Genomic DNA, 14,139 nt, shown 5'->3' on the forward strand with positions numbered 1-14,139 from the left:
GAAAGTGATATTCAAGAAATTATCAACCACAAAGCCCTCACTTAGATTATACTTCTAAATGAGGGCTCTTGTCTTTATTTTCGTGTTTCTGTGGGTGACGGCTATGTCGTCATGGCTGTCTGTCCCAGCCTCTCAATTATCTTTGGATTGTCGATCAAGACGCAGTGGTTGAGTAGGGCTCTACTACGCTGATTTCATCAGCTTTTACAGCCCTACTCAACTGTGCGGAGGTGGTACGACGAAATCGAATTCTAACGAATTACCGATTTCTGTCCCACTCTCCTTTTTATTTGCGTTTTTTCTTAGCTTTTTTCATTTTATTGGCCATGCGTTTCATGGATTGCTTCATAGCAAATTCACCGATTTTGCCCTTGAGACCTCCACCAAACATCTGGCTCATTTCTGGCATTCCTGCTCCTCCAAGAGCTGACAAGTCAGGCATACCACCTTGTCCCATCATACCTTCAAGGGCGGACATATCCATACCTCCAGGCATATTTTTAGGAAGGTTGTTAGGGTTGATGCCCATCTGTTTCATCATCTTGTTCATATCACCAGACATGACACCTTGCATGAGCTGTTTAGCTTGGTTGAAGTCCTTGATGAACTTGTTGACTTCGATAAAGGTATTACCAGAACCGGCAGCGATACGACGACGGCGACTTGGAGTAAGCAAGTCTGGGTTTTCACGTTCTTCAGGAGTCATAGAAGAGACGATGGCACGTTTGCGAGCAATTTGTTTTTCATCCACCTTCATATTTTGAAGTGCAGGATTGTTGGCCATACCCGGAATCATCTTGAGCAAATCTTCCATTGGCCCCATATTTTGTACCTGATCCAACTGATCGATGAAATCGTTGAAATCAAAGGTATTTTCTCGCATCTTTTCAGCCATTTCAAGGGCTTTTTGCTCATCGTATTCTTGGGAAGCTTTCTCAATCAGAGTCAGCATATCCCCCATACCGAGAATACGGCTAGCCATACGGTCTGGGTGGAAGGTTTCGATATCGGTAATCTTTTCACCAGTACCAGTGAACTTGATTGGTTTTCCAGTGATGTGACGAACAGAAAGGGCCGCACCACCACGAGTGTCCCCATCAATCTTAGTAAGGATAACACCAGTAACTTCTAACTGAGCGTTAAATTCACGCGCAACATTTGCAGCTTCCTGACCAATCATGGCATCGATGACCAAGAGAATCTCATTTGGTTGAGCAAGTGCTTTAACGTCACGAAGCTCATTCATAAGAAGTTCGTCAATTTGCAAACGACCTGCCGTATCAATCAAAACATAGTCGTTATGGTTGGCTTTGGCTTGCTCCAAACCTTGGCGAACAATCTCAACTGCAGGAACTTCAGTACCAAGAGCAAATACGGGAACATCAATTTGTTGTCCCAGTGTTTTCAATTGGTCGATAGCAGCAGGACGATAGATATCGGCTGCAATCATCAAAGGACGAGCATCCTCTTCCTTTTTAAGTTTGTTAGCAAGTTTACCTGCAAAAGTTGTTTTACCAGCCCCCTGCAAACCGACCATCATGATAATGGTTGGGATTTTTGGTGACTTGATAATCTCAGCTGTGTCTGAACCAAGAATTTCTGTTAATTCTTCATTAACAATCTTGATGATTTGTTGGGCTGGATTGAGGGTATCAATGACTTCATGCCCGATTGCACGTTCACGAACCTTCTTGATAAAGTCCTTAACAACTGGCAGAGCAACGTCAGCCTCTAAAAGAGCCAGACGAATTTCCTTGGTTGCTTCTTGGATATCGCTCTCTGTAATTTTCCCTTTTTTACGTAGGTTTTTAAAGACGTTCTGCAAACGTTCTGTTAAATTTTCAAATGCCATGTTTTTCTCCTATTTTTTCAATTCAGTGGAAATCGTCCGAAATGTTGCAAACACTCTAGTTCTTCGGGTGTGACTTCTTTCATGATTTCATTTGGATATCCCCAACAGCTAAAACCTATTTGCATAGCTTTGGAGATATCATTGGGCGAGATAATCTGTAGTCGACTAGGAAATGGTTCCTCTGCAGCTAATAATTTACAGGGTATTCCTTTATAGACGACAAGATTTTCCATGATTACTCCCTATTATCAATACTGGTCAAAATCTCAATTTGCTCTTGCAGAAAAGTATCCTCTGGATAACGCTCCAAAATCTGATCAAAAATCTGACTGCGAACAATGTAGTCAGAGTACATATGGAGTTTCATCTCATAGTCTTCCAGAATCTTTTCAGTTCGTTTGATATTATCATAAACAGCCTGGCGACTGACACCGAATTCTTCAGCAATTTCAGCCAAACTATAGTCGTCTGCATAGTAGAGTTCGATATAGTTCATCTGCTTATCAGTCAAAAGGGCTGCATAAAATTCAAACAGAGCATTCATTCGATTGGTTTTTTCAATTTCCATAAGATTTATTATACCAAAAAAAAGCCCAATCCGCTAGCTGGGGGCTGATTTTAGCTAGAAGTTAGAAAATAAGCTTTTCACTGTTCTTTTCTGACTATGAAGCCTTTTTTTGATATAATGGATAGGATTATAATGATTTAGAAAGAGGTAATCATGAAAGAATTAGAATCAGTGTTACAAGACCGTTTTGAGCTTGTTTTTGCAGATAAAAGCTTACTTGAAACAGCTTTTACCCATACCAGTTATGCCAATGAGCACCGCCTCTTAAAAATTTCACACAACGAACGCTTGGAATTTTTAGGAGACGCTGTTCTGCAATTATTAATTTCAGAATATCTGTTTAAAAAATACCCTAAAAAACCAGAAGGGGACTTGTCAAAACTACGAGCTATGATTGTACGTGAGGAGAGTTTGGCTGGTTTTTCCCGTGATTGTCAGTTTGACCAGTTTATCAAGCTTGGTAAGGGTGAGGAAAAATCGGGAGGCCGTAACCGAGATACGATCTTGGGGGATGCCTTCGAAGCCTTTTTGGGTGCCCTTCTTTTGGATAAGGATATAAAAACTGTTAAAACCTTTATCTACCAAGTCATGATTCCAAAGGTTGAAGCTGGCGACTTTGAGATGATCAAGGATTATAAGACTCACCTGCAAGAATTGCTCCAAGTTAATGGAGATGTTGATATTCGTTATCAGGTGATTTCAGAGATTGGGCCAGCCCATGATAAGATGTTTGAGGTTGAAGTCCTTGTTGAGGGGCAAAGTCTAGGTTCAGGTAAAGGACGCTCTAAAAAATTGGCCGAGCAGGAAGCCGCTAAAAATGCAGTTGAGAAAGGGCTGGATTCATGTATTTAAAGGAAATTGAGATCCAAGGGTTTAAGTCCTTTGCTGACAAGACCAAGGTTGTTTTTGACCAAGGGGTGACGGCGATTGTAGGACCAAATGGCTCTGGGAAATCAAATATCACTGAAAGCCTCCGTTGGGCACTTGGTGAATCTAGTGTCAAGAGTCTGCGTGGCGGGAAGATGCCTGATATCATCTTTGCAGGAACAGAAAGTCGGAAACCTCTAAACTACGCTTCTGTTGTTGTTACTTTGGATAACCAAGATGGCTTTATCAAGGATGCAGGCCAGGAAATCAAGGTGGAACGTCATATCTATCGTACTGGAGATAGTGAGTATAAGATTGACGGTAAAAAAGTTCGTCTTCGTGATATTCATGATCTTTTCTTGGATACTGGACTTGGACGTGATTCCTTCTCTATTATTTCCCAAGGGAAAGTTGAAGAGATTTTTAACTCTAAGCCTGAGGAACGCCGCGCTATCTTTGAAGAAGCTGCCGGAGTCTTGAAGTATAAAACCCGTCGAAAAGAAACTGAAAGCAAGCTCCAACAAACTCAGGACAACTTGGATCGTTTGGAAGATATCATTTATGAGTTAGATAATCAAATCAAACCATTAGAAAAGCAAGCAGCAACAGCTCGTAAATTTATGGACTTGGACGGTCAGCGTAAAGCCATCTACTTTGATGTTTTAGTTGCACAAATTCAAGCCAATAAAGCTGAATTGGATGTAACAGAAGAAGAATTAAACCAAGTCCAAGAATTGTTGACTAGTTATTATCAAAAACGTCAAGACTTAGAAGAAGAGAATCAAACTCTCAAAAAGAAACGTCATGATTTGCAGGCTGAGATGGCAAAAGACCAGTCAAGCTTGATGGATTTGACTAGTTTAATCAGTGATTTAGAACGTAAGTTAGCTTTATCTAAACTAGAAACTGAGCAGGTTGCTCTCAATCAACAAGAAGCGCAGGCTCGTTTGGCTAGTTTGGACGAAAAGAGAAATGTTCTCATTCAAGAGAGGGAAGAAAAAGAAACAAATCTCAGTCAGTTAGAAGAAAATCTAGCTGTCAATACTAAGGAAGTCAATCGTTTAGAAGCTGAGTTGTTAGCTTTTTCTGATGATCCAGACCAAATGATTGAGCAATTGCGTGAACGTTTCGTTGCCTTTTTACAAGAAGAAGCAGATGTCTCTAACCAGCTGACACGTATTGAAAATGACCTTGAAAATAGCCGCCAACAGACTCAAAAGCAGGAAGAACAATTAGTATCCTTGAAGGAACAATTGGCTACTGCCAAGTCTAAGGCTGCTGACCAAGAGCTTGCCCTAAAGTCTGCTAAAGAAGAAGTACAGAACTTACTCGCTGACTATCAAACCAGTGCCAAAGAAGAAGAAGCACAAAAGCAGGCTTATCAAAGCCAGCAAAATCAACTATTTGACCGCTTGGATAGTCTGAAAAACAAGCAGGCCAAGGCGCAAAGTTTGGAAAACATTCTTAAAAACCATAGTAATTTCTATGCTGGTGTTAAGAGTGTTTTACAAGAGAAAAATCGCCTAGGAGGTATTGTTGGAGCTGTTAGTGAACATTTAACCTTTGATGTTCGTTATCAGACAGCACTTGAAATTGCTCTTGGTGCAAGTAGCCAACACATTATCGTTGAAGATGAACAGGCAGCTACCAAGGCTATTGATTTTCTTAAAAGAAACCGAGCTGGTCGTGCGACCTTCCTACCGTTGACAACCATTAAGGCTCGTAGCATTTCTAGTCAGAACCAAGATGTGATTGCCTCAAGTCCAGGTTTTCTTGGCATGGCAGATGAACTAGTTAGCTTTGATGCAAAGCATGAAGCTATTTTTAAAAACTTGCTAGCTACAACAGCAATCTTTGATACGGTAGAGCATGCGCGTGATGCGGCTCGTAAGGTACGCTATCAAGTTCGAATGGTAACGCTAGATGGTACAGAATTGCGAACAGGTGGTTCGTATGCTGGTGGTGCCAATCGTCAAAATAACAGTATTTTCATCAAGCCTGAATTGGAGCAGTTACAAAAAGAAATTGCTCAAGAAGAAAAGCTCCTTAGTCAGGAAGAAGAAAAACTGAAAACAGTTCAAGAAAGCTTAGCTACCCTCACTCAGACTTTGGAAACTATTAAGTCTAAAGGAGAGCAAGCTCGTATAGAGGAGCAGGGCTTATATCTTGCTTATCAACAAACTTGCCAGCAAGTCGAAGAACTCGAAACACTTCTAGAACTTCAGGAAAAAGAATTAAACAATCTCAGAGGTGGAGATTGGCAAACTGAAAAAGAAAAATGCCAAGAACGACTTGCAGTTATTTCAACTGAAAAGCAAAAGCTGGAGTCTGAGATTGAAGAAATTAAGTCCAATAAAAATGCTATTCAGGAACGTTACCAAAACTTGCAGGATAAACTTTCCCAAGAACGTCTGCTCAAAACAGAAATGATAGGACAAAAACGTTACGAAGTTGCAGATATTGAACGGATTAACAAAGAACTTGAGAACCTCAATATCGAGCAAGATGAAATCGAACGTCTTCTCCAAGAAAAGGTAGACAATCTTGAAAAAGTTGATACAGAACTTTTGGCCAAGCAGGAAGCAGAAGCCAAGAGTCAGAAGGAAGAACTTCAACAAGGGCTCATTCGTAAGCAGTTTGAACTAGATGATATTGAAGGTCAATTGGATGATATTGCCAGTCATTTGGATCAAGCTCGTCAGCAAAATGAAGAATGGATTCGTAAGCAAACACGTGCAGAAGCAACTAAAGAGAAGATTACGGACCGCCTTCGCTATCTTCAAGGTCAACTGACTGAAGAATACCAGATTAGTTATACAGAAGCGTTAGAACAAGCCAACCAATTGGAAGACTTGGCTGTCGCTGAACAAGAGGTCAAGGATTTGGAAAAATCCATCCGTTCACTTGGTCCGGTTAACTTGGATGCTATTGAACAGTTTGACGAAGTACACGAACGCTTGGAATTCTTGAATAGTCAGCGAGATGATATTCTTTCTGCTAAAAACTTACTTCTTGAAACCATTACAGAGATGAATGATGAAGTGAAAGAACGCTTTAAGTCAACATTCGAAGCTATTCGTGAATCCTTTAAAGTGACCTTCAAGCAGATGTTTGGTGGTGGTCAAGCAGACCTAATTCTGACAGAAAGTGATTTGTTGACAGCAGGTGTTGAAATCTCTGTGCAACCACCGGGCAAGAAAATCCAATCTCTCAATCTCATGAGTGGTGGAGAGAAGGCCTTGTCAGCTCTTGCTTTGCTCTTCTCAATCATTCGTGTCAAGACCATTCCATTTGTTATCTTGGATGAAGTAGAGGCTGCACTCGATGAAGCAAACGTTAAACGCTTTGGAGATTATCTCAATCGATTTGACAAGGATAGCCAGTTTATCGTCGTTACCCACCGTAAGGGTACCATGGCAGCCGCAGACTCTATTTATGGGGTAACTATGCAAGAATCTGGTGTTTCTAAGATTGTCTCTGTTAAACTAAAAGATTTAGAGAATATGGATGCTTAGTTTGTTTTCGATACAACATTTCAAGCTAAAGTATTTAGAATGACCTTCAAGAAGTCGGAGGGTTACAAAAATAATTTGAGGAGCTTATATGGATTTCGATCTATTCCTAATAATCTGTAATTATATTGGGACTATAGCCTTCGCGGCTTCAGGAGCCATTAAAGGATTTGGTAAACGATTAGATATTTTTGGAATTAGTTTATTGGCAATTGTAACGGCAGTAGGCGGAGGGATTTTGAGAGATTCTATTATCAGTCGTTTTCCTTCCTCTCTTGCTGATCCCAGTCCGATTTATGTCTCTATCCTTGTAGCGGTTATCATGTATGTCTTTGTAACTTCAAAACAGGCCAATGCTAGTCATGAAAAAAAGTTCTATAAGTGGTTGAGAGAAGCTTACCTCATCTTTGATTCGATTGGGTTAATTATCTTCTCTCTAATCGGAGCCACAGCTTTAGCTGATAGTAAATTGAACTTGATGTCGGCTGGGATTTTGGCCTGTTTAACGGGTGCAGGTGGTGGAATTATCCGAGATCTCTTGATTAATGAAGTCCCAAGTGTTCTAAAAGAAGATATTTATGCCCTTCTATCTTTCGTAATTGGAGTTATTTATTATTGGTTGGCCTTTGTCCTTCACTTTCCAAGAATCACTGTCTTTATCATTGTTTCTATTGTTGGTTTTGTGATTCGACTCTGCATCATTAAATTCCGACTCTCTTTGCCAAATATGGATAAGAGAACCTTGAATTGATGAATGGCTAAAAGTTTGATTCTAAACCCGTAAATAAGTTTAAAATAGTCATTTTATCAGCGTCTAATCTCAGGTGGATTAGGCGTTATTTTTTTGCAAATACGGGAAATTAATGATGTAAAGATTAATTTTTGCTATTATATTTGTAATTTCGAATAAGGTAGGAATAGCAATGAGTAATTTGAAACATTCAGTTGATTTTATTAAAGAAATAGAGAAGTTAAAGTCAGTAAGAAGATTTAATAGAACTCTTGATGGCAGATTTGAAAATAGTGCCGAACATTCCTGGCAGGGTGCCATAGCTGCGATGGTTCTTCAAGATTATTATCCTGAAAAATTGGATATGGAAAAAGTCACTTCTATGTTATTGATTCATGATTTAGGTGAGATTTATGCCGGTGATACTTGGGTTTTTGATGATGAAAAAAAGCTTCATTCTCATGATAGAGAACTAGCATCTATTGAAAAAACACTGAGTATCCTTCCAGAAGAAAAATATTTACAAATGAAAAATTCGTGGTTGGAATTTGAAAAAGGGCAGAGTTCTGAAGCAAGATATGCAAGAGTTATCGACGCCTTGGTACCGCTGATAAATCACTTGGAAGTGTCAGAAATCAATTATAACCCTGATAATATCAGTGCAGACATGGTATTAGAAAAGAAAAAGTTCATAAAAAGTGAATCAGAAAAATTATGGAAACTGACAGAAGAGTTAATTCAGGAAAGTGTGGAAAAGGGCTTATATTTTTAATAATATAGAGAAAGCCTTGGAATAATCTGTTTCCAAGGCTTTATAGCTATCTATAGGTAGAAGGAAAAAATTGCTAGAGTAGATGATTTTTATTTGGATACTCTTGATTATACCGTAGAGAATATTAGTCAAATAAAATTGTTTTGTTTTCACTAATGCATTTCTTATTATCATCCCAATAGTTAATACTTTCAAAGCTTCCTTTTCTTAAATAAAGTGGTAGCCTTTTTCTTATTTCATCTTGCATTGGTATTTTATTAATATCTTTTAGATTCCACCATTTTGGCTCACCTTCAGTAGATGTACTTAGTTCACCAGTAAACTGAGTACATAAAAAGTCATAGAAGACAAATCTCTCATTACCAATTGAATTAGTAAAGCCTGAAATTCCTTTTAATTCAAGATTTAATGCAGTGAGACCAGTCTCTTCCTTAAGTTCCCGTAATGCAGCTTCAAAAAAACTTTCAGGGAATTCAACTTTTCCCCCCGGTGGAATCCAGCCGGGAAAATTATCGTGCTGTCTATTAAGTAATAAAATTTCTTGATTTTTCAAAACGCAAATATTAACCCAGTTTTTGATTTTTTCAGTCATATGATTAACCTCCAACAAGTATTTTTTCATATGCAAGATTATATGTCAAGAACTATATGCTATTTATGATTGTGACAAATGTATCTCAGCCAAAGATTGACAATTTTTACGCAATAGCTGATGAACTCTCAGAATAGACTTCAATCAAGAACTTTGGAAGAAAAGTGTTGAGAGGTTGGATATAAAAGAAAGTAAGCAAATCAGCCTGGCCTTTAAATTGGCCCTACGGGATTATTTATAGAAGACAAAGACGTGTCAATTCAGCACGTCTTTTTTTACTTTTTCTATGGTATAATAGAAGGTAGATTTATTAATTGGAGTATGAAGAATTTATGATTAAATTAGTAGCAACGGATATGGACGGTACTTTTTTGGATGCTGCCGGTCAATTCGATATGGAGCGTCTGAAAAAGTTGCTCCATTCTTATAAAGAAAAAGGAATCTACTTTGCTGTTGCCTCAGGTCGTGGGCTTTTGTCACTTGAAAAGCATTTTGCGGATGTCAAAGACGAGATTATTTTCATTGCTGAAAATGGGAGTCTCGTTCGTTTCCATGGAGAGGACCTCTATGAAGCAACCATGCCTCGTGATTTTTACCTATCAACATTTGAAAAGCTAAAAACTTCACCATATTTTGATGAGAAAAAGATGCTTTTGACTGGTAAAGAGGCTTGCTATGTATTAGACACAGTAGATGAAACCTATCTTATGTTTAGTCATCATTACAATGAAAATATCAAAAAAGTAGCTAGTCTTGAAGATATTACCGATGAGATTTTCAAATTCACAACTAACTTCACTGAAGAAACGGTTGACGCTGGAGAAGCTTGGGTCAATGAACATGTTCCTGGGGTCAAGGCTATGACGACAGGCTTTGAATCCATTGATATTGTTTTAGACCATGTTGATAAGGGAGTCGCTATTGTTGAATTGGCTAAGAAATTAAATCTAGATATGGATCAAGTGATGGCCTTTGGTGATAATCTAAATGATCTTCACATGATGCAAGTGGTTGGGCACCCAGTGGCACCTGAAAATGCTCGTCCAGAGATTTTAGAACTTGCTGAAACAATTATTGGACACCACAAGGACCAATCAGTTATTGCTTATATGGAGGAATTGTAATGGCAGATATTAAATTAATTGCTTTGGACTTAGATGGAACCTTGCTGACGACAGACAAGAAATTAACTGATCGTACCAAGGCAACTTTAAAGGCTGCGCGTGATCAGGGAGTCAAAGTGGTACTGACAACTGGACGTCCCCTCAAGGCCATGGATTTCTTCCTCAAAGAGCTAGGGACAGAGGGCCATGATGATGAATATACCATTACCTTTAATGGTGGATTGGTTCAGAAAAATACGGGTGAAATCCTTGATAAGACAGTATTCTCGATTGATGATGTGACACGTATTTATGAGGAAACTGAAAAACTAGGTATTCCTTTAGATGCTATTTCAGAAGGAACCGTTTACCAAATCCAATCAGATCAAGAGAGTCTGTATGCTAAATTTAATCCTGCACTGACTTTTGTTCCAATTGACTTTGAAGATTTGTCTAGTCAGATGACCTACAATAAATGTGTGACAGCCTTTGCCCAAGAACCACTGGATGCAGCAATTGCTAACATTTCATCAGACTTGTTTAACAATTATGAAATTTTTAAATCTCGCGACATGCTTTTGGAATGGTCACCAAAGAACGTTCATAAGGCTACTGGATTAGCTAAATTGATTGACCACCTAGGAATTGACCAAAGTCAGGTGATGGCATGTGGAGATGAGGCCAATGACCTTTCTATGATTGAGTGGGCAGGACTCGGCGTTGCCATGCAAAATGCTGTGCCTGAGGTCAAGGAAGTTGCAAATGTGGTGACCCCTATGACCAATGACGAGGAAGCTGTTGCCTGGGCCATTGAAAAATATGTACTGAAGGAGAACTAAAGCATGGGATTATTTGACCGTTTATTTGGTAGAAAAGAAGAACCAAAAATAGAAGAAGTTGTTAAAGAAGCTTTGGAAAACTTGGATCTGACAGAACCTGGCGACGAAGTTACAGAATCTGTAAGCAAGGAAGCTGAAGAGGAAAATACTGAAGAAATCGACCAAAGTTCAGAATTTGAGGAAACTTATTCTAAAGAAGCTAGTGAGTCGGAAGAACCAGTAGCAGAAACTACTACAGAAACAGTTGAACCAATAGCAACTCCTCAGGAAGAAATTCAGCTTGAAGAAGAAACTGAATGCCATTGTTGTCAGGAAGAGTCAACAAAAGTTGAAGAAACTGAAGCCAGCTCTCAAGAAGTAGTGGAATTTGTTGCAGAAGAATTTGAGTCACCAGTCGAAGAAGTACCTTCAAGTGATAGTGGCGAGGAAGAAGCTGATCAAGCTCAATCAGACGAGACGGAAGCAGACACTTCTCAAGAAGTGGAAGAAGATCTAGTAATCGAAGAAACTCCTCAAGTTCAAGAGACTGTACAGGAAAAGTATGACCGTAGTCTCAAGAAAACTCGTACGGGATTTGGTGCTCGTTTGAATGCCTTCTTTGCTAACTTCCGCTCTGTTGATGAAGAATTCTTCGAAGAACTAGAAGAACTCTTAATCATGAGTGACGTTGGTGTACAGGTAGCTTCAAATCTTACTGAAGAATTGCGCTATGAAGCCAAGCTTGAAAATGCTAAGAAACCTGATGCCCTCCGTCGTGTCATCATCGAAAAATTGGTAGAGCTTTACGAAAAAGATGGACAATACAATGAAAGCATTAACTTCCAAGATGGTTTGACAGTTATGCTCTTTGTAGGTGTTAATGGTGTCGGAAAAACAACATCTATTGGTAAGCTTGCTCACCGTTACAAACAAGCTGGCAAGAAAGTCATGCTGGTTGCTGCAGATACCTTCCGTGCTGGTGCAGTTGCTCAGTTAGCGGAATGGGGTCGCCGTGTAGATGTTCCTGTGGTTACTGGGCCTGAAAAAGCTGATCCTGCCAGTGTGGTCTTTGATGGGATGGAACGAGCAGTAGCAGAAGGTGTTGACATTCTCATGATTGATACAGCTGGCCGTTTACAAAACAAGGAAAACTTGATGGCGGAGTTGGAAAAAATTGGTCGTATCATTAAACGTGTCGTGCCAGAAGCTCCGCATGAAACCTTCCTAGCTCTAGATGCCTCAACAGGACAAAACGCTCTTGTACAAGCCAAAGAGTTTTCAAAAATTACGCCTGTTACAGGAATTGTTTTAACCAAAATTGATGGAACTGCCCGAGGTGGTGTCGTTCTTGCTATCCGTGAAGAACTCAATATCCCTGTTAAGTTGATTGGATTTGGTGAAAAAATCGATGATATTGGTGAGTTTAACTCTGAGAACTTTATGAAGGGCCTTCTAGAAGGTTTGATATAAAAGAAAATCCTGCAAGAATTCTTGCAGGATATTTTTTCTATTCTAAGCGACCATCTTTACGATAGGCGATATCTGGTTGCCAAGTCCACTCAGCACCGTATTTTTCAAGGAGTTCAAAGCTAGCTTGAGGCCCCATAGTACCAGCCTTGTAGTCATGGAGTGGAGCACCGTTTTCAGCCCAAAGCTTTTCAATACGGTCAATCAATTTCCATGAGGCACTCACTTCATCCCAATGGCTAAAGTTAGTTGAATTATTGTTCAAAACATCATAGATCAGTTTTTCATATGGATCTGGCGAAGCACCTGTTGCAGTTGCATCTGTTCGATAGTCAAGAGAATTTGGCGCAAGGCTAAACTCTTCCCCTACCTTTTTACCGTTAAGACTGAGAGAGAATCCTTCAGTTGGTTGGATATAGATGGTAAGCACGTTTGGTGCTAGAGGCTCTCCGAAAATGGAATCCATTTGCTTGAAGACAATGTTCACGTGTGTTCCTTTTTCAGTGAGGCGTTTACCTGTACGGAAGAAGAAAGGTACATCACGGAAGCGATCAGTATTTACAAAGAAAGCACCTGAAGCAAAGGTTTCTGTCATAGATTCAGGGTTAACATTTGGTTCACTACGGTAAGAGATGTATTTCATGCCATCAACTTTACCAGAACGATATTGACCACGGATGAATTGCTCTTTGAGTTCCTCATCTGTAGGGTGGTAAAGGTTCTTGAAGACCTTGATTTTCTCTGCGCGAATGTCATCCTTTGTAAAGCTTGCTGGCTTGTCCATAGCAAGGAGTGACAGAAGTTGGAGGGTATGGTTTTGAACCATGTCTCGTAGGGCACCAGATTCATCATAGTAGCCACCACGTTCTTCAACACCTAGACGCTCTGCAAAGGTAATCTGTACGTTATCGATGTGCTCACGATTCCAAACATTTTCAAAAATCATATTAGCAAAGCGAATGGCAAAAATACTTTGAATCATTTCCTTACCGAGATAGTGGTCGATACGATAGATTTGCTCTTCGTTAAAAGTAGCTAGGAGTTCTTCGTTTAGTTTGCTTGCAGTCTCATAGTCTGTTCCAAAAGGTTTCTCAACGATCAAACGTTCAAAGCCTTTACCATCAACAATCTGCTCTGATTTTAGGTGTTTAGCGATGGTACCAAAGAACTGAGGTGCCATTGAGAGGAAGAAGAGCTTGTTGTGCTCAGTCTGATATTTTTCGTTTAACTCAGCTTGAAGCTTGCGTAGTTCGATGTAGTGCTCAGTATCATTAACATCGTGACTTTGATAGTAAAAATGACTCGCAAATGCTTGAGCTTCTTCCACACTGTCTGCCAAGTCTAAAATAGATTCGACAACGACAGATTCAAAATACTCCTTACTCCAAGGTCTACGAGCAGTTCCAATAACAGCAAAATGATCAGAAAGATTACCTGATTTATAAAGTCTAAAAAGTGAAGGGTAGAGCTTACGTTTGGCCAAATCCCCACTTGCACCGAAAATTGTAACAATAACTTTTGATGACATCTAGCTACCTAATTTCTATTTTGTTTCCTAGTTAAACTAGGCATGAGGAGTCCCCATTTTTCATATCCTTTATTTTATCATAATTTTCTAAAAAATCCAAAAATCCAATACGTCTATATTAAGAGTCTGAGCCAAAACTTAATTTCATACTCTTCGAAAATCTCTTCAAACCACGTCAGCGTCGCCTTACCGTATATATGTTACTGACTACGTCAGTTCCATCTACAACCTCAAAACAGTGTTTTGAGCTGACTACGTCAGTTCCATCTACAACCTCAAAACAGTGTTTTGAGCTGACTACGTCAGTTCCATCTACAACCTCAAAACAGT

At 39.5% G+C, this 14,139-nt stretch carries 12 protein-coding genes; 7 read left to right on the forward strand and 5 right to left on the reverse strand.

Translation table 11 applies throughout. The features are described 5' to 3' along the window. Positions 1–286: 286 nt before the first annotated feature. From ffh to QM911_RS08920, 3 genes are read right to left on the reverse strand one after another with little or no spacing between them, the layout of a single operon-like run. The gene (gene ffh, locus QM911_RS08910) at positions 287–1,852 is read right to left on the reverse strand and encodes a signal recognition particle protein (RefSeq protein ID WP_414313775.1); all 1,566 of its coding nucleotides are present in this window, start codon (positions 1,850–1,852) and stop codon (positions 287–289) included. Positions 1,853–1,869: 17 nt separating this feature from the next. Beyond that, positions 1,870–2,085: a 2-oxoglutarate:acceptor oxidoreductase gene (locus QM911_RS08915; protein ID WP_414313776.1), complete on the reverse strand. Its 216-nt coding sequence runs from the start codon at positions 2,083–2,085 to the stop codon at positions 1,870–1,872. Positions 2,086–2,087: 2 nt separating this feature from the next. After that, positions 2,088–2,420 (reverse strand): putative DNA-binding protein, encoded by a 333-nt coding sequence (locus QM911_RS08920; protein ID WP_000402065.1) that lies wholly within the window; start codon positions 2,418–2,420, stop codon positions 2,088–2,090. A gap of 153 nt (positions 2,421–2,573) precedes the next feature. Between QM911_RS08920 and rnc the strand changes: the two genes are divergently transcribed. The 4 genes from rnc to QM911_RS08940 all read left to right on the forward strand — a co-directional run bounded on the left by rnc (position 2,574) and on the right by QM911_RS08940 (position 8,301). After that, entirely contained in the window at positions 2,574–3,272 is a 699-nt protein-coding gene (gene rnc / locus QM911_RS08925) for a ribonuclease III (RefSeq protein WP_414313777.1), read from the forward strand. Continuing rightward, positions 3,263–6,802, forward strand: a complete 3,540-nt coding sequence (smc, locus tag QM911_RS08930) for a chromosome segregation protein SMC (protein WP_414313778.1) — start codon at positions 3,263–3,265, stop codon at positions 6,800–6,802. The genes rnc and smc overlap by 10 nt, the downstream gene beginning before the upstream one ends. An 88-nt stretch (positions 6,803–6,890) precedes the next feature. After that, a complete protein-coding gene (locus QM911_RS08935; protein ID WP_049508829.1) occupies positions 6,891–7,550 on the forward strand; it encodes a trimeric intracellular cation channel family protein in 660 nt (219 codons plus the stop codon). Between the two features lie 172 nt (positions 7,551–7,722). Beyond that, entirely contained in the window at positions 7,723–8,301 is a 579-nt protein-coding gene (locus tag QM911_RS08940; RefSeq protein ID WP_414313779.1) for an HD domain-containing protein, read from the forward strand. Between the two features lie 124 nt (positions 8,302–8,425). Here QM911_RS08940 and QM911_RS08945 read toward each other — a convergent pair whose 3' ends face one another. Continuing rightward, positions 8,426–8,893 (reverse strand): 8-oxo-dGTP diphosphatase, encoded by a 468-nt coding sequence (locus QM911_RS08945; RefSeq protein WP_075228267.1) that lies wholly within the window; start codon positions 8,891–8,893, stop codon positions 8,426–8,428. Between the two features lie 332 nt (positions 8,894–9,225). Between QM911_RS08945 and QM911_RS08950 the strand changes: the two genes are divergently transcribed. From QM911_RS08950 to ftsY, 3 genes are read left to right on the forward strand one after another with little or no spacing between them, the layout of a single operon-like run. After that, the gene (locus tag QM911_RS08950) at positions 9,226–10,017 is read left to right on the forward strand and encodes a Cof-type HAD-IIB family hydrolase (protein ID WP_414313780.1); all 792 of its coding nucleotides are present in this window, start codon (positions 9,226–9,228) and stop codon (positions 10,015–10,017) included. Further along, positions 10,017–10,835, forward strand: a complete 819-nt coding sequence (locus tag QM911_RS08955; protein ID WP_000763410.1) for a Cof-type HAD-IIB family hydrolase — start codon at positions 10,017–10,019, stop codon at positions 10,833–10,835. The genes QM911_RS08950 and QM911_RS08955 overlap by 1 nt, the downstream gene beginning before the upstream one ends. Before the next feature lie 3 nt (positions 10,836–10,838). Continuing rightward, positions 10,839–12,284, forward strand: coding sequence for a signal recognition particle-docking protein FtsY (ftsY, locus tag QM911_RS08960; RefSeq protein WP_414313781.1), 1,446 nt, complete (start codon positions 10,839–10,841; stop codon positions 12,282–12,284). Between the two features lie 37 nt (positions 12,285–12,321). Here ftsY and zwf read toward each other — a convergent pair whose 3' ends face one another. After that, positions 12,322–13,809: a glucose-6-phosphate dehydrogenase gene (gene zwf, locus QM911_RS08965; RefSeq protein ID WP_045763328.1), complete on the reverse strand. Its 1,488-nt coding sequence runs from the start codon at positions 13,807–13,809 to the stop codon at positions 12,322–12,324. Positions 13,810–14,139 lie beyond the last annotated feature (330 nt).

Origin of the sequence: Streptococcus infantis, assembly GCF_047460825.1 — a bacterium.
GTDB classification, from domain to species: domain Bacteria; phylum Bacillota; class Bacilli; order Lactobacillales; family Streptococcaceae; genus Streptococcus; species Streptococcus infantis_V.

What these genes read in the sequence shown, in the direction of transcription:
- QM911_RS08935 (WP_049508829.1), top strand. Translation starts at nt 6,891, where the DNA reads ATGGATTTCGATCTATTCCTAATAATCTGTAATTATATTGGGACTATA.
- ffh (WP_414313775.1), bottom strand. Translation starts at nt 1,852, where the DNA reads ATGGCATTTGAAAATTTAACAGAACGTTTGCAGAACGTCTTTAAAAAC.
- zwf (WP_045763328.1), bottom strand. Translation starts at nt 13,809, where the DNA reads ATGTCATCAAAAGTTATTGTTACAATTTTCGGTGCAAGTGGGGATTTG.
- QM911_RS08940 (WP_414313779.1), top strand. Translation starts at nt 7,723, where the DNA reads ATGAGTAATTTGAAACATTCAGTTGATTTTATTAAAGAAATAGAGAAG.
- QM911_RS08920 (WP_000402065.1), bottom strand. Translation starts at nt 2,420, where the DNA reads ATGGAAATTGAAAAAACCAATCGAATGAATGCTCTGTTTGAATTTTAT.
- QM911_RS08945 (WP_075228267.1), bottom strand. Translation starts at nt 8,893, where the DNA reads ATGACTGAAAAAATCAAAAACTGGGTTAATATTTGCGTTTTGAAAAAT.
- QM911_RS08915 (WP_414313776.1), bottom strand. Translation starts at nt 2,085, where the DNA reads ATGGAAAATCTTGTCGTCTATAAAGGAATACCCTGTAAATTATTAGCT.
- QM911_RS08950 (WP_414313780.1), top strand. Translation starts at nt 9,226, where the DNA reads ATGATTAAATTAGTAGCAACGGATATGGACGGTACTTTTTTGGATGCT.
- rnc (WP_414313777.1), top strand. Translation starts at nt 2,574, where the DNA reads ATGAAAGAATTAGAATCAGTGTTACAAGACCGTTTTGAGCTTGTTTTT.
- ftsY (WP_414313781.1), top strand. Translation starts at nt 10,839, where the DNA reads ATGGGATTATTTGACCGTTTATTTGGTAGAAAAGAAGAACCAAAAATA.
- QM911_RS08955 (WP_000763410.1), top strand. Translation starts at nt 10,017, where the DNA reads ATGGCAGATATTAAATTAATTGCTTTGGACTTAGATGGAACCTTGCTG.
- smc (WP_414313778.1), top strand. Translation starts at nt 3,263, where the DNA reads ATGTATTTAAAGGAAATTGAGATCCAAGGGTTTAAGTCCTTTGCTGAC.